19 protein-coding genes and 1 pseudogene are annotated in these 23,960 nt (G+C 62.0%); 7 read left to right on the top strand and 13 right to left on the bottom strand.

The window, feature by feature from the left end:
- The first annotated feature begins 12 nt into the window (after positions 1 to 12).
- Together ACZ5M5_RS16645 and hpaR (ACZ5M5_RS16640) are read left to right on the top strand one after the other, a co-directional pair.
- A complete protein-coding gene (locus tag ACZ5M5_RS16645; protein WP_464737640.1) occupies positions 13 to 954 on the top strand; it encodes a p-hydroxyphenylacetate 3-hydroxylase reductase component in 942 nt (313 codons plus the stop codon).
- 266 nt (positions 955 to 1,220) lie between these two features.
- Positions 1,221 to 1,643, top strand: a complete 423-nt coding sequence (gene hpaR, locus ACZ5M5_RS16640; RefSeq protein ID WP_060742164.1) for a homoprotocatechuate degradation operon regulator HpaR — start codon at positions 1,221 to 1,223, stop codon at positions 1,641 to 1,643.
- A gap of 139 nt (positions 1,644 to 1,782) precedes the next feature.
- Here hpaR (ACZ5M5_RS16640) and hpaI read toward each other — a convergent pair whose 3' ends face one another.
- The 8 genes and pseudogenes from hpaI to ACZ5M5_RS16600 all read right to left on the bottom strand — a co-directional run bounded on the left by hpaI (position 1,783) and on the right by ACZ5M5_RS16600 (position 9,226).
- Positions 1,783 to 2,580, bottom strand: a complete 798-nt coding sequence (hpaI, locus tag ACZ5M5_RS16635; protein WP_464737639.1) for a 4-hydroxy-2-oxoheptanedioate aldolase — start codon at positions 2,578 to 2,580, stop codon at positions 1,783 to 1,785.
- 14 nt (positions 2,581 to 2,594) lie between these two features.
- Positions 2,595 to 3,398: a 2-oxo-hept-4-ene-1,7-dioate hydratase gene (gene hpaH / locus ACZ5M5_RS16630; RefSeq protein WP_060742166.1), complete on the bottom strand. Its 804-nt coding sequence runs from the start codon at positions 3,396 to 3,398 to the stop codon at positions 2,595 to 2,597.
- 12 nt (positions 3,399 to 3,410) lie between these two features.
- Positions 3,411 to 4,715, bottom strand: coding sequence for an MFS transporter (locus ACZ5M5_RS16625; RefSeq protein WP_464737638.1), 1,305 nt, complete (start codon positions 4,713 to 4,715; stop codon positions 3,411 to 3,413).
- Between the two features lie 52 nt (positions 4,716 to 4,767).
- Entirely contained in the window at positions 4,768 to 5,160 is a 393-nt protein-coding gene (locus tag ACZ5M5_RS16620; protein ID WP_060742168.1) for a tautomerase family protein, read from the bottom strand.
- 84 nt (positions 5,161 to 5,244) lie between these two features.
- Positions 5,245 to 6,057 (bottom strand): 3,4-dihydroxyphenylacetate 2,3-dioxygenase, encoded by an 813-nt coding sequence (gene hpaD, locus ACZ5M5_RS16615; protein WP_464739404.1) that lies wholly within the window; start codon positions 6,055 to 6,057, stop codon positions 5,245 to 5,247.
- Positions 5,969 to 7,776 (bottom strand): annotated as a pseudogene (hpaE, locus tag ACZ5M5_RS16610) (5-carboxymethyl-2-hydroxymuconate semialdehyde dehydrogenase). Before hpaE ends, hpaD begins: the two are co-directional and overlap by 89 nt.
- A 5-nt stretch (positions 7,777 to 7,781) precedes the next feature.
- A complete protein-coding gene (locus ACZ5M5_RS16605) occupies positions 7,782 to 8,552 on the bottom strand; it encodes a fumarylacetoacetate hydrolase family protein (protein WP_060742171.1) in 771 nt (256 codons plus the stop codon).
- Positions 8,549 to 9,226 carry a fumarylacetoacetate hydrolase family protein gene (locus ACZ5M5_RS16600; RefSeq protein ID WP_464737637.1) on the bottom strand — a complete coding sequence of 226 codons (678 nt, stop codon included), beginning with the start codon at positions 9,224 to 9,226 and terminating at the stop codon, positions 8,549 to 8,551. The genes ACZ5M5_RS16605 and ACZ5M5_RS16600 overlap by 4 nt, the downstream gene beginning before the upstream one ends.
- Before the next feature lie 184 nt (positions 9,227 to 9,410).
- Here ACZ5M5_RS16600 and hpaA point away from each other — a divergent pair, with 184 nt between their 5' ends.
- Positions 9,411 to 10,316: a 4-hydroxyphenylacetate catabolism regulatory protein HpaA gene (gene hpaA, locus ACZ5M5_RS16595; RefSeq protein ID WP_464737636.1), complete on the top strand. Its 906-nt coding sequence runs from the start codon at positions 9,411 to 9,413 to the stop codon at positions 10,314 to 10,316.
- A gap of 62 nt (positions 10,317 to 10,378) precedes the next feature.
- On the top strand, positions 10,379 to 10,801 hold the full coding sequence (hpaR, locus tag ACZ5M5_RS16590; RefSeq protein ID WP_060742174.1) for a homoprotocatechuate degradation operon regulator HpaR: 423 nt from the start codon (positions 10,379 to 10,381) through the stop codon (positions 10,799 to 10,801).
- Here hpaR (ACZ5M5_RS16590) and ACZ5M5_RS16585 read toward each other — a convergent pair whose 3' ends face one another.
- The 5 genes from ACZ5M5_RS16585 to wecB form a co-directional block, all read right to left on the bottom strand.
- A complete protein-coding gene (locus ACZ5M5_RS16585; RefSeq protein WP_103310181.1) occupies positions 10,802 to 11,584 on the bottom strand; it encodes an alpha-amylase family protein in 783 nt (260 codons plus the stop codon). It lies immediately after the preceding gene.
- Between the two features lie 177 nt (positions 11,585 to 11,761).
- Complete coding sequence (locus ACZ5M5_RS16580) at positions 11,762 to 14,305, bottom strand: NfrA family protein (protein ID WP_464737635.1); 2,544 nt, start codon at positions 14,303 to 14,305, stop codon at positions 11,762 to 11,764.
- The gene (locus ACZ5M5_RS16575) at positions 14,302 to 16,416 is read right to left on the bottom strand and encodes a glycosyl transferase family protein (RefSeq protein WP_060742177.1); all 2,115 of its coding nucleotides are present in this window, start codon (positions 16,414 to 16,416) and stop codon (positions 14,302 to 14,304) included. Before ACZ5M5_RS16575 ends, ACZ5M5_RS16580 begins: the two co-directional genes overlap by 4 nt.
- 12 nt (positions 16,417 to 16,428) lie before the next feature.
- Complete coding sequence (locus tag ACZ5M5_RS16570; protein ID WP_464737634.1) at positions 16,429 to 18,642, bottom strand: hypothetical protein; 2,214 nt, start codon at positions 18,640 to 18,642, stop codon at positions 16,429 to 16,431.
- 36 nt (positions 18,643 to 18,678) lie between these two features.
- Positions 18,679 to 19,911, bottom strand: coding sequence for a non-hydrolyzing UDP-N-acetylglucosamine 2-epimerase (gene wecB, locus ACZ5M5_RS16565; protein ID WP_464739402.1), 1,233 nt, complete (start codon positions 19,909 to 19,911; stop codon positions 18,679 to 18,681).
- 928 nt (positions 19,912 to 20,839) lie between these two features.
- Between wecB and ACZ5M5_RS16560 the strand changes: the two genes are divergently transcribed.
- The 3 genes from ACZ5M5_RS16560 to ACZ5M5_RS16550 are packed head-to-tail and all read left to right on the top strand — an operon-like array spanning position 20,840 to position 23,747.
- Complete coding sequence (locus ACZ5M5_RS16560; protein WP_464737633.1) at positions 20,840 to 21,400, top strand: TRAP transporter small permease; 561 nt, start codon at positions 20,840 to 20,842, stop codon at positions 21,398 to 21,400.
- Positions 21,397 to 22,677, top strand: a complete 1,281-nt coding sequence (locus tag ACZ5M5_RS16555) for a TRAP transporter large permease subunit (RefSeq protein ID WP_060742180.1) — start codon at positions 21,397 to 21,399, stop codon at positions 22,675 to 22,677. Before ACZ5M5_RS16560 ends, ACZ5M5_RS16555 begins: the two co-directional genes overlap by 4 nt.
- Positions 22,678 to 22,727: 50 nt before the next feature.
- Positions 22,728 to 23,747, top strand: a complete 1,020-nt coding sequence (locus ACZ5M5_RS16550) for a TRAP transporter substrate-binding protein (RefSeq protein ID WP_060742181.1) — start codon at positions 22,728 to 22,730, stop codon at positions 23,745 to 23,747.
- Positions 23,748 to 23,960 lie beyond the last annotated feature (213 nt).

The following is a 23,960-nucleotide window of genomic DNA, read 5'->3' as shown; positions in this document are numbered from 1 at the left end:
CGGGAGTCTTGCATGTCCAGTCTTTGTGATACCGCTTTCGACACCCGCGCGTTCCGCCGGGCCCTGGGTAACTTCGCCACCGGCGTGACCGTGGTCACCGCCGCCACTGAAGATGGCCGCAAGGTCGGTGTGACGGCCAACAGTTTCAACTCGGTGTCCCTGGACCCGCCGCTGATTTTGTGGAGCATCGACAAGCGCTCCAGCAGCCACGAAGTGTTCGAAGCCGCCAGCCATTTCGCGGTGAGCGTGCTGGCCGCCGACCAGATCGACCTGTCGAACAACTTCGCTCGACCCAAGGAGGACCGCTTCGCTGACATCCAGTTCGAGACCGGTGAAGGTGGCGCTCCGGTGTTTGTCGATTGCTCGGCGCGTTTTCACTGTGAAAAATTCCAGCAGGTCGACGGAGGCGATCACTGGATCATGATCGGCAAGGTCGTGGCCTTTGACGATTTCGGACGCTCGCCCTTGCTCTATCACCAGGGCGCCTACTCGATGGTGCTGCCCCACACTCGCATGACCAAGCGAGAAGAGGGCCAGTCCCCCAGCAGTCATTTCCAGGGCCGCTTGAGCCATAACTTGTATTACCTGATGACCCAGGCGCTGCGGGCCTATCAGGCCAGTTACCAGCCACGTCAGTTGTCCACTGGGCTGCGCACCAGCGAAGCACGGATGTTGATGGTGCTGGAGAACGACGCCGGGCTGAACCTGTGCGACCTGCAGCGGGAGGTGGCGATGCCGGTGCGCGAGATCGAAGAAGCCGTAGCCAACCTCAAGCGCAAGGGGCTGGTGAGCGATGAAGGCGAGCGGGTACGCCTGACCGTCAAGGGCATCGATGAGACCGAAGGGCTCTGGGCCATCGCCAAGGAACAGCAGGACAAGGTGTTCGGCCAGTTCAGCGAGGAACAGGTCGAGCATTTCAAACAAGTGCTCAAGGGGGTGATCAAGGGCGCTTGAGCGACATGACTGGCATCCACCCCTGGTCAAGCCGATGCATTTCTGTGGGAGCGAGCTTGCTCGCGATGGCGGTGGCCCCGTCGATACTGATGTTGACTGACAGGCCCCTATCGCGAGCAAGCTCGCTCCCACAGGGTTATGTGCGCAGTCCAGCGGGAGCAAGGGCCATCGCTGGATCCAGATTCTGTGAACGGATGGTCCGGCATGGGTGGAAGCTGTTAAGATTTAGTTAACTCATTAACTAAATATTCTCGCGAACCCACTCCATGCCCAAGCCGCGCCAATCCTTGACCCTGACCCTGCTACAGGCCCGTGAAGCGGCCATGGGGTTTTTCCGGCCTTCCCTCAATCAGCACGGCTTGACCGAGCAGCAATGGCGGGTCATCCGGATTCTCAGCCAGCACGACGAGCTGGAGATCAATCGCCTGGCCGAACTGGCCTGCATCCTCAAGCCCAGCATGACCGGCGTGTTGGTGCGCATGGAAGCGGCGGGCATGGTGGTGCGGCGCAAGGCCGAACAGGATCAGCGGCGGGTGCTGGTGCGCCTGGCGCCGCAAGGGCAGGCGAGCTTCGATTCGATGAGCCAGAGCATGGAAGAGAATTACCAGCGTTTGCAGGACCAGCTAGGGGAGGAAAAACTGCAGACGTTGCTGGGGTTGCTCAATGAGCTGAAGATGATCAGGCGCTGAGATCCCGGGCTGGTTGTTTTCTGTGGGAGCAAGGCTTGCCCGCGATGAAGACGCTGCGGTCTTTCAGAGACCGAGGTGCCTGTTTCGCGAGCAAGCTTTGCTCCCACAGATCCCCTTGCCACAAGGTATTTGATAACGATCAGTACACGCCGCCAGCCGCAGGCTTTGGCGTGTCCTTGAACGTCGCCGCCAATGTCTGCAAGCCCCGTATCAACACCGTCGTATCCACGCCCACCGCGACAAACGCCGCGCCGAGTTCGATGTAGCGCCGGGCCAGTTTTTCATCGGCGCTGAGAATCCCGGCGGCCTTGCCGGCCTGGCGGATGCGGGCGATGGCGTCCTCGATGGCCGCTTGCACCTGCGGGTGGCCGGGGTTGCCGCGAAATCCCATGGACGCGCTCAGGTCCGCCGGGCCGATAAAGACCCCATCCACACCTTCCACCGCGGCAATGGCATCCAGGTTGGCCAGGCCTTCGCGGCTCTCGATCTGCACCAGCAGGCACATCTGTTCATCGGCCTTGTCGAGGTAGCCGGGGATGCTGTTCCAGCGTGACGCCCGGGCCAGCGCGCTGCCGACGCCACGTACACCCTGGGGCGGGTAGTGGATGGCGCGCACCAGTTCACGCGCCTGGTCGGCGCTTTCCACCATGGGCACCAGCAGGGTTTGCACGCCGATGTCGAGCACCTGCTTGATCAGCGCCGTGTCACCGACCACCGGGCGTATCACCGGCTGGCCGGGGTAGGGCGCCACGGCCTGGAGTTGGCCGAGCAAGGTGCGCAAGTCGTTCGGCGCGTGTTCACCGTCGATCAGCAGCCAATCGAAGCCGGCATTGGCCGCCAGTTCCGCACAGTAGGCATCGGCCAAACCCAGCCACAGGCCGATCTGTGCCTCGCCGCTGCGCAGGCGTTGCTTGAAGGTATTGATGGGCATGTCCATGAGGCGGTCTCCGATCAGACGAAACGGCAGGCGATGGAACCGAGCATGTCGTAGTCGACATGGAAGGTATCGCCGGGGTTGGCGGCCACGGGGCGGGTGAAGGAGCCGCCGAGGATGATCTGTCCCGGTTGCAGGGTGACGTCGTAGGCCGCCAGCTTGTTCGCCAGCCAGGCCACGCCTTTGGCCGGGTGATTGAGCACCGCCGCCGAGACGCCGGACTCTTCGATCACACCGTTGCGGTAAAGCACCGCCGGCACTTTGCGCAGGTCGATCTCGGTCGGGCGTACGGCGCGACCGCCCATGACCACCCCGGCATTGGCGGCGTTGTCGGAAATGGTGTCGAACACCTTGCGGGTCGCCTTGGTCTGCGGGTCGATCTGCTGGATACGCGCATCGATGATTTCCAGTGCCGGGATCACCCATTCGGTGGCATCGAGCACGTCGAACACCGTCACGTTGGGGCCTTTCAAGGGCTTGCCGAGGATGAACGCCAGCTCGACTTCCACCCGCGGCACGATGAAGCGCTCGAAGGGGATGTCGGTGCCTTCGTCGAAGAACATGTCGTCCAGCAGCGCGCCGTAGTCCGGTTCGGTGATGTTCGACGACACCTGCATGGCGCGGGAGGTCAGGCCGATCTTGTGGCCGACCAGCTTGCGTCCGTCCTGGATTTTTTGTGCCACCCAGGCACGCTGGATGGCGTAGGCATCTTCAATGGTGATGTCCGGGTGATCGAGGGAAAACTGCCGTACCTGTTCGCGGGAACGTTCGGCACGGTCGAGGCGAGCAGCGGCTTGTTGGATGAAAGTCTGGTCAAGCATGGCAAGGGTCTCTTATTGAGGATTGACGATGGCCGCCCGGGTGCGCAGCACCAGCAAGCCGCCAAGGGTAATGAACAGTGCCAGTACGTACAGGGCGAGGCTGGCGCTCTGGGTGGTGTCGCGCATCCAGCCGATCAGGTAGGGCGCGAAGAACGAGGCGATGCTGCCGAAGGAACTGATCAGGGCGATGCCGGCGGCCTGGGTGCCGTTGGACAGGAAGGCCGGCGGCAATTGCCAGAACATCGGCAGCGCCGCACTGGCGCCCATGCCGGCGACGATCAGGCCAGTCAGCACCAGGGTCGGGTCGGTGGGCGAGAGCCCGGCGACGGCAATGCCTGCCGCTGCCATCAGCAGCGGCACGCACAGATGCCAACGGCGTTCGCGATGGCGGTCGGAAGAGCGCCCGCAACCGATCATGAAAAAGCAGCCAGCCAGGTAGGGCACCGCGCTGAGTAGCCCGACCTTGCCGTCGCTGCCGATGCCGGCGCCGTGGATCAGGGTCGGCATCCAGAAGGCCAGGGTGTTCACCGCCAGCATCACCGCGAAATACACCGCCACCAGCAGCCAGACCTGTGGGTTGTTGAGGATCGCCGAGAACGACGTAATGGATTTGCGCTGTTCTTCAAGGCTCAGTTGTTCACGCAATTGCTGCTTGGCGTGCGGTGTGAGCCAGTTGACCGTCTCGAAACTGTCCGGCAGGCACTTGAGCACCACGAGGCCGAGCAGGATCACCGGCAGCCCTTCAATGACGAACATCCACTGCCAGCCGCGCAGGCCGCCAAGGTCATGGAAGTGCTCGAGAATGCCACCGGACAATGGCCCGCCGATCACTCCGGCCATCGGCACGGCGATGGCAAACAAGGCGGTCACCTGGGCCCGGCGCCGGGCCGGATACCAGCGGTTAAGAAAGACCAGGATGCCAGGAAAGAAACCGGCCTCGGCCACGCCGAGCAGGAAGCGCAACACGTAGAAACCAGCGGCGTTCTCGATGAGGAACATGCCCGTGGACAGGGCGCCCCAGACCACCATCAGGGTGGCGATCCAGCGCCGCGGACCGACCCGGTCCAGGGCCATGTTGCTGGGTACGCCAAACAGCGCGTACGCGATGAAAAACAGGCCGGCGCCGAAGCCGTAGACCGTATCGCTGAATTGCAGGTCGGCGCTCATCTGCATCTTCGCGAAGCCGATGTTGATGCGATCCAGGTGGGCGAAGAGGTAACAGACCAGCAGCAACGGCATCAGCCGCCAGGTGATGGTGGCATGGGTGCGGTCGTGGGCGACGGTGCCGGCAGTGTTGGCGGTATTGGCTGTGCTCATGATCTTGTACTTTTTGTCAGAGAGGCCGATGGGGAGTGCGGGGTAGGCGGATTCAGGTGGCTTGGGCCTTGAGAAAGGCGTGGACGTTGTTGGCCTTGAAGTTGAGTTGCTCGTGCAGCTCGATCATCTCGAACGACAGGGCCAGCAGGCGTTGGGCCTGGAGTTCGGCGAAGTGCGCGGTGATCACCTCGAAGAGTTTTTCCGCGACGTTCTGGCGGGTGGCCAGGTCGCGACCATGGCCGACTTTCAAGGTCATGTGCACGAAGGCGTAGTCATGCTTGCCGTCGGCCATGCGCCAGGTGTCCAGGCGCACGCCACGGCTGCGGATACCGCCCAGGGGGAACACGCCGCTGTCGCCCAGCAAGGCGTGGACCTTTTCAAACAGGCCGGGCAGATCGGCTTGTCGTTCGATGTTGTCGGTGTATTCAGCGATGAAATGCGGCATGGGAGCCTCCTGCGTCGGCAGCTTCGAGGGGTGAGCTACAAGCGGCACGTTGCAAGCGATCCGCTTGCAACGTGTGGCTGTTTCTCAGACTGGGAAAATGGCGTTGATCTGGCCGGTGCCGGAGCTGCCGAAAGGTTCGGTGATGATTTCGGCGGGCTTGTCGTAGTCCGGTCCGCCGAGCAACCCCAGCAGCATCGCCGTGTCATGCATCTTGCCTTCGCCGAAGCAGTGTTCGGCGTAGTCCGGGAGCATCGCGCAGAACTCTTTCCAGCGGCCCTGGCGCCACATCTCGACGACGTGCAGGTCGACCTGCTTGTCGAATTCCCGTGTCCAGTTGTGGATGTTGGCTTCCGCGTTGCGATCATCGGAGAAACGGTGCGACAGCGAACCGGACGCCAGCACCAGCACCTTGCGATCGCTTTTCTCGATGGCCCGGCGCACGGCGGCGCCGAAGGTGAAGCTGTCTTGCAGGCGATGCCAGGCGCACCAGGCGGCAATCGACACGACATTGAATTTCTGGTCTTGCGCGATATCCATGTGCATGTAGCGCATGGGCACCAGCGTGCCGTATTCCAGTTCAAGGCTTGGGATGTTGTGGGCCAGTGTGCGCACATCGACGGCATTGGCCTCGGCGGCGATCAGTTCGCCCAGTTCCGGGGCGCCCGAGTATTCGTACTCCATGTTCTTGATGAAGTGCGGCAGCTCGTTGCTGGTGTAGACGCCCTTGAAGTGCTCGCCGCTGTTGACGTGATAGGCGCTGTTGACCAGCCAGTGCACGTCGAACACCACGGCGGTATCGGCCCCCAGCTCACGGGCGCGACGGCCGATTTCCTTGTGGCCGGCAATCGCGGCGGCGCGGCAACCGTGGTGCTTGCCGGGCAGCTCCGACAGGTACATCGAGGGAACGTGGCAGATTTTCGCCGCCAGGACGACTTCGCCCATGATGATTCTCCTGAAAAATTGTTCTTGTTGGATCTCGGGACAGCGGGTGAATCAAGTATCGATGACGAACCTTGTGGCGAGGGAGCTTGCTCCCGCTCGATTGCGCAGCACTCGCCAGGAACAGCGGGGGCCGCTTCGCAGCCCAGCGGGAGCACGCTCCCTCGCCACAGGGTGTATCACTTGCCATAGGTGCACGGGGTATCAATCGGTGCGGGTCATACCCCCACCGCGGTATGTGATGACTGCCCATGGAGATGCAAACGTTCTTGATCTCGGCAAACACTTCAAAGCTGTACTGTCCGCCTTCGCGGCCGGTTCCGGAACCCTTCACGCCGCCGAAAGGCTGGCGCAGGTCGCGCACGTTCTGGCTGTTGATGAACACCATGCCGGCCTCGATGCCGTGGGCCAGGCGATGGGCCTTGCCAATGTCCTGGGTCCAGATGTACGAAGCCAGGCCATATTCGGTGTCGTTGGCCAGTTGCAAGGCTTCGGCTTCATCCTTGAACGGGATCAGGCAGACCACCGGGCCGAAGATTTCTTCCTGGGCGATGCGCATCTTGTTGTTCACATCGGCGAACACCGTCGGCTGGATGAACTGGCCGCGGCTCAAGTGCGCCGGCAGGTTGGCCGGGCGTTCCAGGCCACCGGCCAGGAGGGTGGCGCCTTCTTCGAGGCCGATCTTGATGTAGCCGGTGACCTTGTCGTAATGGGCCTGGGTGATCATCGAACCGACCTGGGTTTTCGGGTCTTGCGGGTCGCCGACGATCAGGCGTTTGGCGCGGGCGGCAAACTCGGCCACGAATTGTGGGTAGACGCTTTCCTGGATGAAGATGCGGCTGCCGGCGGTGCAGCGTTCGCCATTGAGGGAAAAAATGGTGAACAGCGCGGCATCGAGTGCCCGTTCCAGGTCGGCGTCTTCGAAAATCAGCACCGGCGACTTGCCGCCCAGTTCCATCGAGTACTTTTTCAACCCGGCGGTCTGCATGATTTTCTTGCCGGTGGCGGTGCCGCCGGTGAAGGAGATCGCCCGCACATCCGGGTGGCGCACCAGCGCATCGCCGGCGGTGGCGCCGTAACCCTGGATCACGTTCAACACGCCATTGGGAATGCCGGCCTCGACCGCCAGGCGTCCCAGCTCGTTGGCGGTCAACGGCGACAGTTCGGACATCTTCAGCACGGCCGTGTTGCCCAGGGCCAGGCACGGCGCGGTCTTCCAGGTCGCGGTCATGAATGGCACGTTCCAGGGGATACCAGCGCGCAGACACCCACCGGTTGGTACAGGGTGTAGTTGAGCATCTGGTCGTCGACCGGGTAGGTATGGCCGTCCATTCGTGTGCAGACTTCAGCAAAGAAATCGAAGTTGTGGGAGGCCCGGGGGATCAGCACGTTCTTGGTCTGGTGGATCGGCAAACCGGTGTCGAGGGTTTCCAGTTCGGCCAGCTTCGGCACGTTCTGCTCGATCAGTTCACCGAGCTTGCGCATCAGCCGGGCGCGCTCCTTGGCCGGGGTGTTGGCCCATTTCGGAAACGCTTCCTTGGCCGCCGCGACCGCCTGGGCCACTTCCTCGGCGCCGCCGCTGGCGACTTCGCCGATGGCCTCGCCGGTGGCCGGGTTGTAGTTGACGAAGACGTCTTTGCTTTCGACCTCACGGCCATCGATCCAGTGTTTGATCATGCTGCTCACGCCTCTTTACGGGATGCGAAGAACTCGGCTTCGCTGACAATTCGATTGACCAGGCGACCGACGCCTTCCACTTCCACTACCACTTCATCGCCGGGCACCACGTCCGCCAGGCCTTCCGGCGTGCCGGTGGCGATCATGTCGCCGGGCTGCAGGGTCATGAAGCTGGACAGGTATTCGATCAGGTAGGGGATGTCGAAAATCATGTCCTTCGTGCTGCCTTCCTGGCGCAACTGGCCGTTGATCCAGGTGCGCAGCTTCAGGTTGCCCGGGTCCGGCACATCGGCCACGTCGACGATCCAGGGGCCGACGGGCGTCGTCGCGTCACGGTTCTTCACCCGCAGGTTGGGGCGGTAGTAGTTTTCCAGGAAGTCGCGGATCGCATAGTCGTTGCACACGGTGTAGCCGGCCAGGTAGCCCAGTGCATCCTCGCGCTTGACGTTGCGCGCGGCTTTGCCGATGACCGCCACCAGCTCGCACTCGTAATGCATGTAGGCGACGTTGTCGGGACGCCACGTCACCTGGTTATGGCCGGTGTAGGTGCCGGGCGACTTGATGAACGCCAGGGGTTCGGTCGGCGGCTTGAACGCCAGCTCGGCGGCGTGATCGGCATAGTTCAGGCCCAGGGCGAACATGCTGCCGGTGGCCGGGGGCAGCCACTGGACCTGGTCCTCGGCCAGCAGGCGACCGTCCGCCAGGCGTACGGCGTTGTGGGCTTCAACGGTGACGGCGTGATCCTGGCCTTCAAAACGAATGCGCGCGTGCTTCATGAACCTGCTCCTGTTTCCTCGGCCACGACGGTATTGACCAGACGGCCCAGGCCGCTGATGTCCACTTCGACACGGTCACCGGGCAATACGTCGACCCGGCCCTCAGGCGTGCCGGTGATCAAGACGTCGCCGGCATGCAGGGTCATGAACTCGCTGATTTCGGCAATCAACTGGGGAATGTTGCGAACGAAATTGGCCGTGCTGTTTTGCTGGCACACCTCGCCATTGACGTACAGCGTGATCGCCAGGCTGTGGGGGTCAGCCACCTGGGCTAGCGGCACCAGTTCCGGGCCGATGGCGCAGAAGCCGTCCCGGCACTTGGCCTTGACGGCGGGGCGGTAATAGCTGTCTTCCGGGAGGCTGAATTCATTGACGACGGTGTAGCCGGCCACGTAGTCCAAGGCTTCGGCGGCACTGACGCGGCTGGCCGACTTGCCCATCACCACGCCCAGGGCCGGTCCGGGTTGCAGCCTTTCGCCATGACCCGGATGAACCAATGCGGCGCCGTGCCGGTTGCGGGTATTGGGCGTCTTGATGAACAGCACGGGCTTGAGCGGCGGCTTCTGGTAGGGCGGTTGCTCGAACTCGGCGAGGCGCTGCTTCAGCAGCCCCTGGTAGTTCAATGCGACCCCGAACAGGGTGCCGGTCGCGACGTCATGCAGGGCACGGCTCATGCTTGTCTCCTGGCGATGGCAGAGTGATGAGGCTCTGCGATTATTGTTAATGTGTTAACAGTTATAATTAAGATGTTAACTATCGTCAAGCGTGACAGAATGACCGGCACTGGTTGCCTCGTCGGATTCGGTGCAGGATGAGTGCGACAGGTACCTGAATCAGAATAAAAACGAGCCCTGCGTGATGACCGACCGCCAGCCGATCCCGAACATCAACATTGGTCAGGTGTATGACCAGCGCTACAGCGACGCCGAAGTGCATTACGACCGGCTCGCCAACCTGGCGGGTTTTTTCGGCCGCAACATGCCGGTGCATCGTCACGACCGGTTCTTCCAGGTGCACTACGTCAAGAGCGGCACCGTGCGCGTGTACCTCGATGACCAGCAGTACGTCGAATCCGGCCCGATGTTCTTCCTCACTCCGCCGACCATTCCCCATGCCTTCGTGACCGAAGCCGACAGTGACGGGCATGTGCTGACGGTGCGCCAGCAATTGGTGTGGCAGTTGATCGACGCCGACCCGAGCCTGGCGCCGGCTGGCGTGCAAATGCCGGCCGCCTGCGTGGCCTTGGCGCAACTGGGGCCCGGGCACTCGGGGGAGGTGCGACGGTTGGAATACTTGTTCGAGGCGCTGAGCGAGGAGGTCGTGGCGGGGCGTCCGGGGCGTAGCGCGGCGCTGGATGGGTTGACGCGGTTGATCATGATCAGCCTGTTGCGGCTGTGTTCCAACTCCCTGGAAGCCAGGCCGGCACGGCATGAAGACCTGAAGATCTTTCATCGCTTCAACGAGCTGATCGAAGCCCACTACCTGCAACATTGGCCGCTGTCACGCTACGCCGAGGGCATCGGCGTGACCGAGGCGCGCCTCAACGACGTGTGCCGACGCATCGCCGACCTGCCTTCCAAGCGCCTGATCATGGAGCGGCTGATGCAGGAGGCCAAGCGACTGCTGTTGTTCACCGGCAGCTCGGCCAATGAAATCTGCTACCAGCTCGGGTTCAAGGACCCGGCGTATTTCAGTCGGTTTTTCCAGCGTTACGCCCAACTCACGCCGGGGGAGTATCGCCAACGGCAATCGGGGTTGCGTTGAGCGCTTGCAGCCCTGTGACAGCGACACTAAGCTGCCGACTCGCCCATCCACACAGTTCGAACATGGCTAACCCCAGACCTTCTTTGACCCTGACCCTGTTGCAAGCCCGCGAAGCGGCGATGGCTTTTTTCCGCCCGGCGCTGAACCAGCATGACCTCACGGAACAGCAGTGGCGAGTGATCCGGATCCTGCACCAGCAAGGTGAGTTGGAAAGCCATCAGCTCGCCCATCAGGCCTGCATTCTCAAGCCGAGCATGACCGGTGTGCTCAGTCGCCTGGAGCGTGACGGCCTGGTGCGTCGGCAGAAGTCCAGCCAGGACCAGCGCCGGGTTTTCGTCGGCCTGACCGAACGCGGCCAGCAGTGCTTCGTGTCGATGAGCGAGGGCATGGAAGGCAACTACCGGCGGATCGAAGAACAGTTCGGCGAGGAAAAGATGCAGCAACTGCTCGCCTTGCTCAATGAGCTGAAAAACATCAAGCCTTGATCAAGGCGTGGCCAGGGCTTGCTTCAGTTGCTCCACTAACGCAGGCGCCATGTAGTGCGGGCCATCGAACAGGTAGAGTGGGTAGCCCGAATAGGCCGCCAGTTGTGGCTTGAGCTCGGCGACGGTGGCGGCACGGAAACCACCGCCGTATTGGGGGCGGAAGGCTTCGACGATGATCCGCACACGATCCTTGCCAAGCCGATCGCGCAGGGCATCGGCGTAGTTTCGGGCCACCGGGGCGGTGCGGGCGTAGACGCCGACGCCGTCCTGGAAAAACACGCCGATGTCGTTTGGCAGCCATTGCTTGAGCCAGTCAGCGGTGGCGGCGGGGCCGATGTTGGCACCGTCGTAGACGCTGATCCACAGCGGCCGCGGCAGCTTGGCGAGCAGGGCCGGCAACTCCGTGGCGCCTGACCAACTGGGGTCGACTTCAGCCGGAAAATACCAACCGGTGACATGCAATGGCGTGGGCAGCCCAGCGATGCGCTCCGACAGCGCCGCCAGTTGCTCGATATCGTCCCGAGAGCGGTTCTCGCTGAAATAACCCGCCAGCCCGAGGATGACATCCTGGGCCCAGGGCGCTTTGGCGATGCGCGCCCAATCCGGCAGTACCGGCACGCTGGTCAGGCCGGTGCCGGGCACGAAGGCCTGGTCGTCCACCACCGTCCATTGCACCAGCAGTTCATGCACGCCCAGTTTTTCCCAATTGCCGCTGATGCCGACGGTCTGGTTGTCCGGCTGCCAGACGATGCCGACGATGTTCGGTGCCGTGCGGGTGGTCATGTAGTACGTCCCTGTACCTGCGGCGAGGAGCGCGGCCAGTAACAGTGCCGCGACAGTCTTGCGATGGATGAACGTTGCGAAGCTTTTCAAACAAGTTCCTTCTGGATGCAGTGTAGTCGCGGCTCGGCAAGACGAGCCGCTTTTCGTAGCGATGGACCGACTGGCACACCCAGCGGATCAGTAGGAGTAGGTCAAGCGCGCGAACACCCCTTTGGCGCGATCCTCGCCGAACACCCTGGCGCGGTATTGCAGGGAAAAATCCACATAGGAACGTGGCGCGTTGTAGGCATCTTCCCGGAACCAGTAGCGTACGTTGTTTCCTATCCCGATGCCTCCGGCGTCGCCGGAAGAAAAGCCGCCACCGGTTTCGCTCTTCATCTTCGAATCGTAGTCGATCGCCGCGACGACATGGGGGAAGGTCACCCAACGCGAACCGGTCCCGCCGATGGCGTAGCTGCGGCCCACTTGCCATTCGCTGTTGAAGTAATTGCGCGAGTCATTGATGTAATGGCCGACCTCGGCATACAACTGCGAGGTCCACCAGCTCGGCACATCGACCCGCAGGTCGGTACCGATGCTCGAACCGTAGCCCAGGCGCACCAGCCAGTCGCCGTCGACATTAGAAGAGCCGAGCGGGAACGTGCGTTCAAGGGCGGCCATGATGTTGACCGAACTGAAGGGTTTGACCCGTACGCCAACGGCGCCCTGCAGGGCATCGGCACCGGTGTCCGAGTCGCTGTTCTTGCTCCACAGGGTGTCGGTGATACGCCCGTAGAGTTCGACAAAGCGGGCGTTGCGATAACCCAATGGGCGCCAGGACAGTTCGGTGCTGTTTTGCAGCAGGTCGTTGCTTTCTCTGCCGCCGCTGTTATTGGTGCTCGGCGCTCCGCTCAGGCCACTGGAGCCGCGATAGCTGGTGGTACTGGTCAGGCCCATCCTGCGCGAAACGTCACCCACGGTGCGACGGGTATCGAACAGTTGTTGCGCGGACATGGGCGTTTCTGCAGTTTTTTGCCCATCGATCACGCGCTTGAAGTATGCGACGGATTCGTCGTCCTCATGGACACGCATGGCGTTGTAGGCGGCGTCCTGGGCTGCCGCCGGCTTCAGTGGCGTGGCCGCATCGGCCTTGCGGAACGCATCGTGGGCGGCTTCATCGTCGCCGGCCTGCATCGAGAGGTAAGCGAGCTGCAGGTCACTGACCGAGGCCAGCTCGCCGCTGCTGCGTGCCTCTTGCAGACGCTCACGAGCCGTGCGGCGCTGGCCGATGGCGGCATACAGCCCGGCTTCTTCATAGGCCGGCAGGGTGCCCAGCGCGAGGGCATGGGTAAAGTCGTCGCGGGCGCCGGCATCGTCCCCGGTTTGTTGGCGCAGGCGTCCACGCATGACCAACAGTCGGGCGTCGTCGCCATTGGCCTGCAGGCCTTGGCTGGCCGCCGCGATGGCTTCGGGCAAGCGTTTCTGATCCGTCAGTGCGCTGACCAGCAGGTAGCGATAGGACGGATTCCGTGGCGCACGGGCAATGGCCTGGTTCGTCAAGCCGACCGCGGTTGCCGGGTCTTTGCGACCGAGGGCGGCATAGGCCTGGGAGGCCAGCGCCGTGCCTGCATCGTGGGCGCTGCCAGGCCAGATGGCGCAGGTCAGGCCGAAAGTGCTTTCCTGGCATTCCAGGGGTGGTGGCGCAAATTGCACGACGGTGGCGAACCCTTTGTTTTTCTGGCGCAGTGCCATGCTTGCGGCGGTACGCCGGCGGGTCACTTCATCACTGTCGTCACCGCCCAAGGCGTGCAACTGGTTCAGGGCTTGCTGAGGTTCGCCTCGGGCCAGCGTAGCGTCGACGGCAAAGAGGCGCAGGTCACGGCGTTCACCGGCCGTCAATCCGGGCAGGGCCAGGGCGCGGTTCAGGTCGGCCTCGGCCGCCGGTGTCTTGCCTTGGCGCTCGCGAGCATAGCTGCGCAGGACCCACGGGGCGGTCTTGCTGTCGTCCAGTGCCAGGGCGTTTGTCGCGGCCTGTTCGGCGGCGGGGTAGTCCTTGGCCGCGAGCAGGGCGCTGATGAGCAGTTGCTGGTTGGCGGAAACTTCCGGAGCCAAGGTCACCGCTTTACGGGCCTGGTCCACGGCCATGGCCGCCTTGCCTTGCTCCAGGGCGCGGTAGCCCTGGGTCGCCACCGGCACCGCCAGTTGACGGCGGATCGCTTGGCGACGCAGCAGCAATGTGTTGTCGTTGGCGAAGGTCCGGAGGGCATCCGTGGTGGCCTGGTCGGCTTCTTCCAAGTGTTGCTGGCGCTGCAAGGAATCGATCAGCAGCAATCGATACTCGCGACGACGGGGTGCCTGGGTGATGGCCTTGCGGGCCGATTGCGCGGCCAGGCCGAATTGTTCGCGATCATAGGCTTTGAAGCCTTGGGACGCGGCGGCGAAGCCCGGTGCTGCCGGCGCGGCGCGGGATGACCGGGCGGTCTGCGGCTGGTCGCGCAGTTTCTTGTCCCGTTCGGCCAGCTCGATCAGTGTGTTCAAGCGCGTCACGTCGGCGCGCTGGCGCAGGGCTTCGCGTGCCTTGGCGATGGCCAGGTCGTAGTCCTTGCGCTCGTAGGCGCTGTAGGCCTCGTTGGCGGCGGTGTAGGCCGGCCCTGTCAACGGCAGCGGCAATGTCTCGGCAGGCGCCAGCACGGGAATCAGGCTCAGCCCCGCGGCCAAGAGGGTCAGAAGGGGGCGGTTCATGCCGGAAGCTCCATTGGGTAGAGGCTGTGCTGGCGTGCCACCACCTGTTCGATCGTTGCCCGGGGCAATACACCGCTGTCGACCAGGTAGTCGCCGATCCGACCGTGATGCTGCGGACGATACTGCAGCATGGCGTGGCTGAACTGATCGCGATCGAGCAGGCCCATTTCGATCAGCAGGTCGCCCAGCAGCGGCGCGCGGGCATTCGGTACGGCATGGCCGTTGTTCGCTGGCAATCGGCGCAACAACGCGAGAATTTCACTCTCCCGGGCGATCAATTGCACCGGCTCGCTGCCCAATTCGGCACTGATCTGTTGCAGACCTTCAGCGGAAAGTGGGTTGGCGACGGCGATCTGTTCACGTCCTTCGCCGTTGCGCCCCAAGGGAATGACGCGCCAGCGCAAGGCAAACTCGCTGGCCAGCGACGACGTCGAGGCCGCTGCTTTCTGGGCCACTTCAAAGACCCGCGGCAGGTCATTTTGGAACGCAATGGCTTCGGCCAGAGTTTCGTCGTCCAGCCAGCCGTTATTGAGCAGAATCCGACCCAGCGGTACATTGCGCGACTGCTGTTCGTCGAGTGCGCTTTGCAGGTGGGTGTCGGTAATGGCTTGCCAGGACAGCAATACACTGCCCAGGCGGCGTGGTGCGGTGGCGACCAGGTCGGTGGACGGGAAGTCATGCATAGTCTTGTCCCAGACCAGCTTGCGGTTCATGACCTTGCCCACCAGGAACATGCGCCAGGCGCGAGAGGCGGCCATGAAGTTGACGAAGTTGCCCACCAGCATGCGCGGGATCGACAGCAAACCGTGCTGCCAGCCGTACAGTACCGTGGTGAAGTAATAGCGGTGCACGATCCGCCAGGCCAAGGCAACGCCGTTGGCCAGCAACAGGTATTTGATCACGCCATTGGTTTCAAAGGGCGTAGGGAAGCTGACGTCCCACAAGCCGCTGTTGCGCAGGATAATCAGGCCCAGCAGTTGCACCAGGATCACATAGGCAATGATGCTGATGAACGCTGTCACCACGCCCTTGCGGTCGCGAAACAGCAGGTATCGGTTGGCCAGCGAGCCATTCCAGCCCATCTGTTCCCAGCCTTGCAGGCCGATGCCCAGGGTCCAGCGGGCCTTTTGCCGGAAGGCGGTGCGGAAGGTGTCGGGGAAGAACTCACGCACGCACAACGGCATCGTCAGGGTCGATTCATAGGGTTTGCGGAACCAGGATTTGCGCAGCACCCGGAACTGCACCGGGAAGCGTACGAAGATCGCGTTCATGCCGACCTTGGCCAATCGTGCGCCAACGTCGTAGTCCTCGGTCAGGCTGTCGGTGTTGAACGGTTGGTTTTCGGTTTCACCGGCCAGCACCCGCAGGGCACGATGGGAAAAACAGGTGCCGACGCCGGCGGAGGGCACAGTGTCGGTCATGCTTTCACGCACCACCAGGTCCTTGCCGTGCCACTCGGCGAACTCGTCCATGTAGACGCCCGCCACCCATTCGTACCAGTTGCGTTCCAGCGAGACCACCGGCAACTGGATCATGTCCTTGCGTGGCAACAGGTAGTTGAACAGGCGCAACTCCAGCGGATGCAGCACGTCTTCGCTGTCGTGCAGCACGACGCCGGCGAAGGTCATGCCATGGGTTTTCTCGTGCAGGAAAATCGCCTGGATCACCCAGTTCAAACAGTCAGCCTTGCAGGTCGGCCCGGCATGGGGCACTTCCACGCGGTGCAACTGCTTGTAACGCCGGCGCATCCGCTCGACTTCGTCGATGGTGCGCTGGTCGTTGACATAGGTGCCGACGAAGACCACGTAGTTCTGGTAATCAAGCGTCGACACCATGTTTTCGATCATCGGCGCGATGACGTCGTATTCCAGCCAGGCCGGGACCATGATCGCCAGGGGCTGTTCGTCCCGGGCCAGCAATTGCTCGACGGTCAGCGGCCGATAGCGGCGATCCACGGTGAATTTGCGGTACAGGCGACGAGACCAGTACCACACGTCAATGATCAGATCGTCCAGGCTGGAGATCAGGATCAGTACCGCGACCACAATGGTCGCGGCTTCCAGGTAGTTGTAGTAGTGGGCCAGCCAATAGGGCCAATAAAGCGACGTCATCAAAGGTTACCGTTACTGGCGATTGCGACGGGCGCTACGGCCAGCCAGCAACAAGATAAGGAACAAGGCAATGCCACCGGGGATCAGCCAAAGCAGCGAAGGTTTGCGCCAGGCATCCAGGCCCTTGGGTTCTTCCTCGCCGATCAACTGGCTGCCGTTGGGATCCTGGGTATCGAAGACCGCCACGGCACCGTTGTCGCCCAGGATCGCCACATCGCCACGAGTCAGTACGACCGGCTTGGCCAGGCTCGGGGGCTGGTCGCCCAGGGCCCGATAGACCAGGCCGTGCTGGCCCGAGGTCTGCACCACTTGCAACGATGCCAACTGGTTGAGGCGCTGCACATCCAGCATCACCTGGTCCTTGTGGTTGATCCGCAGGTGACCCTGCTCGTCGACCTGGACCGACTCCTTGCTGTCCTTGAGCGGCAGTTCGAAAGCCAGGAACGCTTTGTCCGGGCTGACGGCGGCTTTCGGATCGGTGCTGACTTTCAACTGCGCGCGCAGCGGCGAAACACCCGAGGCGTCGGCCACCGAGATCACCTGGGCCAGGCTGCTGGCCGGATGGTCAAGGTATGCCTGGGGAACGAGCACTTGGGTGTCTACGGCGAAGCGTGCGGCGATGCCGGCGAAATCATCACCCAGGGAGGTTTTGTCCAGCACGATATGGCTGGTAGGCAGTACGGACACCGGGAACGCCTGAGGCGTTTCGAGGCAACGGTCGCTGACCGGTTGGCGCTGGAACGAGACGCGCAGTACGTTTTTCGAACCCAGGGCGTAGCGTGGGATGTGAGCCTGGATGCGTTGTGGTTCGCCATCGGTGGTCAGTTGCTGGGCACCGATCAGGAAGTCATTGAAAAACAGCGAGGCCACGGGCGCGGTGTCCGAAGCGCCGGGTGCGGCGGAGACGTCGACCACTGCGGTGACGGGCAGGCGACCGTCATATGCCACGCTGCCCAGAGGGAACGAAGTGCTCCAGTCGAATCGCGAGGCCACGTCGAAGTTACCAGGAGCGCCGCCCAATCGCGACAGGGCCACGCGGCCATCTTCGCTCAACGGCGTTTGCGCTTCGTTCACGGTCAACTGGCGGCTGCGTGCCAGTTTGTTCCAGGCAGAGCCGAGCAAGGACAGGGCTTTGCCGGTCGCATCCGGGGCGATCGTCAGCACCGGGCGAGTGCCCAGCAGCGCCAGGCGCACGTTGTCAGTGCCGGTGCCCACCAGGGCAGCGTTGACGTGCGCATTGCGCCATTGGGTCAAGGCCGCTGCCGCCGTGGCGTCGACGCCTTGGACCTGGTTCTGCAAGGCATCCAGGGACTGGTTGATGGCCTGGAGCAGTTGCGGGTCGCTGATGGCCAGGTCGGCCTGCAGGTTCGGCACTTGGCCAAGCATCAGCAGTGCACCGATTTCGGCTGGGTTGGCCAAGGTATGCTGGCCCTTGCCATTGAGGCTGGCGAAGGCGGGAATGTTCAACAGTTCGGCCGGGACGCGCAGATTGCTCAGGTCGACGCTGTCCTGCAGGGCAGGGAAGGGCAGGATACGGGCATGCTTGCCGATCCGCTCCAGGGCCACGCCCAATCGCCAGGCGGCATCATAGCTGCCGGCCGACAACGAGCCCGGTGCGACCAGAATGCCAGGGTTGGCCGGCAGTGTCGCCCAGGCGGCGCCGACATCCTTCAGTTGGCTGGCATCGTAGCTGTAGTTCAGGCGGGTATCGGGCTGAATGCGCAGCACGTTGCCGATAACCCGGTCTTCTTCGCACAGCGGCCGGGAGACCACCGACGACCAGGCAATGCCCAGGCGTACCAGGCCGTTGTCCCGTGGGGCCTGGTCTACGCCCAGCTTGACGCTGGCATCGCCCTGCGCCTCGCTGAGGCCTTCGGCGCGCACCGGATAGCCATCGAGCGACAGCAGCATGGTATTGCGGCCGCCTTCGCCATTGAGATAGCTGGCGTCCAGTTGCAGTGTCGCATCGCTCAGGGTCACGCCGGCGGGTACCGGCAAATACAGTTCGCGTCGAGCGTCGCTGGCACCCAGCAGGATTGGCGCGGTGATGCCCAGGTCGCTCAAGCGAATCTCACGCTCCTGGCGGGTATCGGCGTTGAGTCGGTTGATTGCCTGGGTGAGCGGGCTATCCGCAGCCAGGGCAAAGTTTGGCATGAGCGCGAGCAGGCTCAGGCCACAGGCAAGGGCGCTGAGCGCGCCCGTAGGGATGGCAACGGAAGGCTTCATTCAGGCAAATCTCGATCTGATAAGGGTGGGTAGCAGTTATGAGGTGAAATCGGCGAGCAACTCGCGTGGCTCGGACAGCGGCGTGTGTGACGGCTCGTGGGCCGGTTGCACCTGACCCACGACAAAGTCGTCGACCGCGCGCCCCATCAGGGTGTCGACGATGCGCTGGCTGGCCTTGCCATCGCCGTAGGGGTTGACCGCCTGAGAGGTACGACGCCACAAGGCCACGTCGTCGAACAGCGCGTTCACACCAGCGATGATCGAGGCCGGGGACGTGCCCACCAGGCGCACGGTACCGGCGGCCACGGCTTCGGGGCGCTCGGTGACGTCGCGCATCACCAGGACGGGTTTGCCCAGGGACGGCGCCTCCTCCTGCACACCGCCGGAGTCCGTGAGGATGACGTGGGCATGTTGCATCAGGCGCACGAACGCCAGGTAATCCAGGGGCTTGATCAAGTGCACGTTGAGCAGGTCACCCAGTTGTTCGGTCACCGGCCCCAGTACGTTGGGATTGAGATGCACCGGGTAGACGATCTGGATATCAGTGCGCTGGGCCAGCTCGCGCAAGGCCTTGCAGATGTCCAGGAAACCCTCGCCGAAGTTTTCCCGACGATGACCGGTCACCAGTAGCAGCTTGCGTCCGGTTTGCAGGAACGGGAACTGTTGGTCCAGATCACCGCGCAACCGGGCATCGTCATTGATACGTTGGGCAGTCAGTTGCAGTGCATCGATCACCGTATTGCCGGTCACCAGGCAGCGGCCTTGCAGGCGTTCGCCCAGCAGGTTGTCCCGTGATTGGCCGGTAGGGGCAAACAGCAGGTCGGCACTGAGATCGATGCAGCGACGGTTCATTTCTTCCGGCCATGGGCTGTAGATATCACCGGTGCGCAGCCCGGCTTCGACATGGCCTACGGGGATGCGCCGGTGGAAGGCGGCCATCGAGGCCACCATGGCCGAAGTGGTGTCGCCATGGACCAGCACCCGATCCGGCCGGGTCTGTTCCAGCACCGGGTCGATGGCGCTATAGAGGGCGGCAGTCAGGGAGTTGAGCGTCTGGTGCGGCGTCATCACATCAAGGGTGAAATCAGCCTTGAGATCGAACAGATCCAACACCTGCTTGAGCATGCTTTGATGCTGGCCGGTGACGCAGATCAGCGATTCAATGCCTGGTTCGGCGGCGAGGGCCTTGACCAAAGGAGCCATCTTGATGGCTTCGGGACGGGTACCGAAGATCGAAAGGATCTTGATCCGTGAGTCTTGAGTTGCGATGACGCCTTCCTCGCGCAGTTTTCTGCGCCGCACAACAGCCATCCAGGCACGGTAGGTGACTGGTCAGGCAAGCGGTTTAAGTTAGTAAATCTGAAAGTCAGGCAAATACCTGCGTGCACAGGACGTGACGGTAGTGGCATCTTGCGATCTGAACCGTCAAATTAATAACATTAAAGATCGCTGTCGCAAAGTTTTATATGTGAAGTTTCGATGATTTTTTTTAAAGCGTTCATTAAGGGCTGGAGGGAGGCGCTCGGCATCGATTTTATTTTGTTTATTACTATTTGATTAATAAGGATTTTATTGGTTTTTAAGGCTTCGTGAATTGCCGTGGTCACAGCAATGCGCGCGGCTGTCGATTTTTTGACAGAAAGCGCCAACGTTTATGTAAGCCTTGGGTTCGTCATTAGAATGACGCCTGTATATTGTCAAGTTTGGCGCAAGCTTTAGTACCTAAGTGCCAAGTCTTACAAGTTGATGAAAGTTCAATTTAGTTTGGGTTTTTGTTTAAGTAGTTCAGGGGCTGCGATACGTATTATTAGTCTTCGCAAAACAGCGCGATCCTTAAGTAAGCCACCCGCCTTGAGGCCTGCCTTAAACCCATCGGGTGTCGCGGAAATCGATTGTCCCTCTAGCCGATAATCGCACGCTTTGTAATACGTTCGTGCCTGGGATATTGACCGAACTAACCGGGTGGTACATTTTAGGCGCCACATACGTCTTGCGACGCATTGCCAAGACCATAATAAAAAATAGAGGAACACCTCATGCGAACCTGTCTGCAAACGCCCGACACCTCTCCCTCGGTCTGGCGCTCCTGGCCTGAAGCCCCTCGGAACACCTCCATTTGGATTCGATAGCGGACACCGTCGCCGTTCTATCGCTCCGGTTTGGAACCCGGCACTCGACACCCCGAGAGGTCTTCAAGATGGCAAAAATCGTCGATTTGTATTTCAAGCTGCTGAAGCTGCTGATCGTGCTGTGCATGCTCGCAATGATCGTGCTGGTGTTCGGCAATGTGGTGCTGCGCTATGCCTTCAACTCCGGCATCAGTGTGTCGGAGGAGCTGTCGCGCTGGTTCTTCGTCTGGATGATTTTTCTCGGTGCCCTGGTGGCGCTCAAGGACCGTGCCCACCTGGGCATGGATAGCCTGGTCAAGCGCTTGCCGTCGGCAGGCAAGCGGATCTGCCTGGTCATCGGGCATCTGCTGATGTTGTACATTTGCTGGCTGATCTTCAGTGGCAGTTGGCAACAGGCGGCGATCAACCTGAACGTAGTCGCCCCGGCATCGGGATTGTCCATGGCGCTGTTCTATGGCGCCGGCCTGGTGTTCGGCGCCAGTGCCGCACCGATCCTGCTCTACGAGCTCTACCTGGCGTTGTTCGGCAAGCTCGGGGATGACGAGCTGGTGATGGTCAAGGACAACGACGCCGAGGCGATCACTCATCACCCCGGCACCCCTGATTCCATCAAGAGTACCCGCCCATGACGCTGGTTATTTTCCTCGGGTCCTTGATCGGCAGCATGGCACTGGGCATGCCCATCGCGTTTGCCTTGCTGGTGGTCAGTGTGGCGTTGATGGTTTACCTGGATCTGTTCGATGCGCAAATTATTGCCCAGAACCTGCTCAACGGCGCGGACAGTTTTCCGCTGATGGCCGTGCCGTTCTTCATGCTGGCCGGCGAAATCATGAACGTCGGTGGCCTGTCCAAGCGCATCGTCAACATCGCCATGGCGCTGGTAGGGCACAAGCGCGGTGGCCTCGGTTACGTGGCGATCATCGCTTCCTGCCTGCTGGCATCGTTGTCCGGTTCGGCCGTGGCCGATGCGGCGGCGCTGGCGGCGTTGTTGGTACCAATGATGGTCTTGGCTGGGCACAACCGAGGGCGCTCGGCCGGGCTGATCGCCGCCGGTAGCATCATTGCGCCGGTCATTCCGCCGAGCATTGGCTTCATCGTCTTTGGTGTGGCATCCGGGGTGTCGATTTCCAAGCTGTTCCTGGCCGGGATCGTACCGGGTTTGATGCTGGGGGCTTCGCTGGCCGTTGCCTGGTGGTACATCTCCCGCAGCGAGAACGTCGAGACGCCGCCCAAGCGCTCCCGTGCCGAAGTGCTGCGCACGTTGCTCGATGGCAGTTGGGCGATGGGCCTGCCCTTGATCATTATCCTGGGCCTCAAATTCGGCATCTTCACGCCCACGGAAGCGGCGGTGGTCGCGGCGGTCTATTCGCTGTTTGTGTCCCTGGTGATCTACCGGGAAATGAAGGTCAGCCAGTTGTACGAAGTGATCCTGTCCTCGGCCAAGACCACTTCGGTGGTGATGCTGCTGGTGGCGGCGGCCATGGTTTCATCGTGGCTGGTGACCATCGCCGACCTGCCGGGCCAACTGGCGGAGCTGCTGGCGCCGTTCATGGACAACCAGACCGTTCTGTTGCTGGTGATGATGGTGCTGATCATCCTGGTAGGGACGGTGATGGACATGACCCCGACCATCCTGATCCTCACCCCGGTACTGATGCCGGCCGTCATCCAGGCGGGGATCGACCCGGTGTACTTTGGCGTGCTGTTCCTGATCAACACGGCCATCGGCCTGATCACGCCGCCCGTGGGCACGGTGCTCAATGTGGTTTGCGGAGTGGCCAAGCTGGACTTCGAGGAAATCGTGCGCGGGGTGTGGCCGTTCATGTTTGCGCAGTTTGTGGTGCTGTTCCTGTTGGTCCTGTTCCCGCAATTGGTCCTGGGGCCGTTGAAATTCTTCACCGGCTAACACCGGTGCTGTTAGCTCGACCTTAAAAACAATAACGATCGGAGAGTGACATGGGAAAACTGATGAAAACCCTGCTGGCCGGGGCGTGCGCGACGGGCTTGCTGTTGACCGGCGTGGCCAGCCACGCGGACGAAATCCGCGAACGGACCTTGCGATTCGCCTTCCAGAACGTCAAGGAACACCCCCAGGGCCAGGGCGCGCAGAAGTTCGCCGACCTGCTCAGCGAGAAGAGCGGCGGCAAGATCAAGGTCCGCCTGTTCCCCGGCGGTACGTTGGGCGGTGATGTGCAAACGGTGTCGGCGTTGCAGGGCGGCACACTGGACATCACGGTGCTCAACTCCGGCATCCTGGCCGCCCAGGCACCGGATTACGCCATGCTCGATTTCCCGTTCCTGTTCAACAACGTCGAGGAAGCCCATGCGGTCATCGATGGGCCGGTCGGGCAGAAGCTGGCGGCGCAACTGGACAGCAAAGGGCTGGTAGGGCTGGGTTATTGGGACCTGGGCTTTCGCAACCTGACCAACAGCAAGCATCCGGTGACCAAGCTTGAAGACATGCAGGGCCTGAAGATTCGCGTGATCCAGTCGCCGATCTACTTGGAGACCTTCTCCGCCCTGGGCGCCAACCCCGTGCCGATGGCGTTCCCCGAGGTCTACACCGGCCTTGAGCAGCACACCATCGACGGCCAGGAAAACCCTTTCACGGTGATTGAGGGCAACAAGTTCTACGAAGTGCAGAAGTACCTTTCCGTCACGGGGCACATCTTCAATCCGCAATCGTTGATCATCAGCCAGAAAACCTGGAACCGCCTCAACGACGATGAAAAAGCGATGATTCGCGCGGCCGCGGCCGAGGCGCAAGCATTCCAGCGTGAAGTCACGGCGGCGAGCATGGACAAGGCCAAGGCCACGTTGGCCGCCGCGATGACCGTCAATGAAATCACCCCAGCCGAGAAAGATCGCTTGCGTGAGCGGGTGAAACCGGTGGTCGACAAGTTCGCCAAATCCTTGGATGGCGACCTGGTGAAGACGATGTACGAGGAAATCGCCAAGGTGCGCGCGGCACAGTGAGGTGAATGGGTCTGTCCGGAACAGACCCCGTCACAGGAGGTCCTCCGTGGGAGCGAGCCTGCTCGCGATGGCGGTGTGTCAGCCAACCTCAATGCGGTTGACCTGACGCCATCGCGAGCAGGCTCGCTCCCACAGTTGTTTTGGGGTAGCCCCAGGATGCGCATACGCCACAACTCCCCTGTGGGAGCGAGCTTGCTCGCGATTGCTGTGTGT

It is taken from the genome of Pseudomonas sp. Van50 (assembly GCF_055390755.1).
The sequence above is the reverse complement of the archived record's forward strand: the minus strand, read 5'-3'. Positions and strand labels throughout refer to the sequence as shown.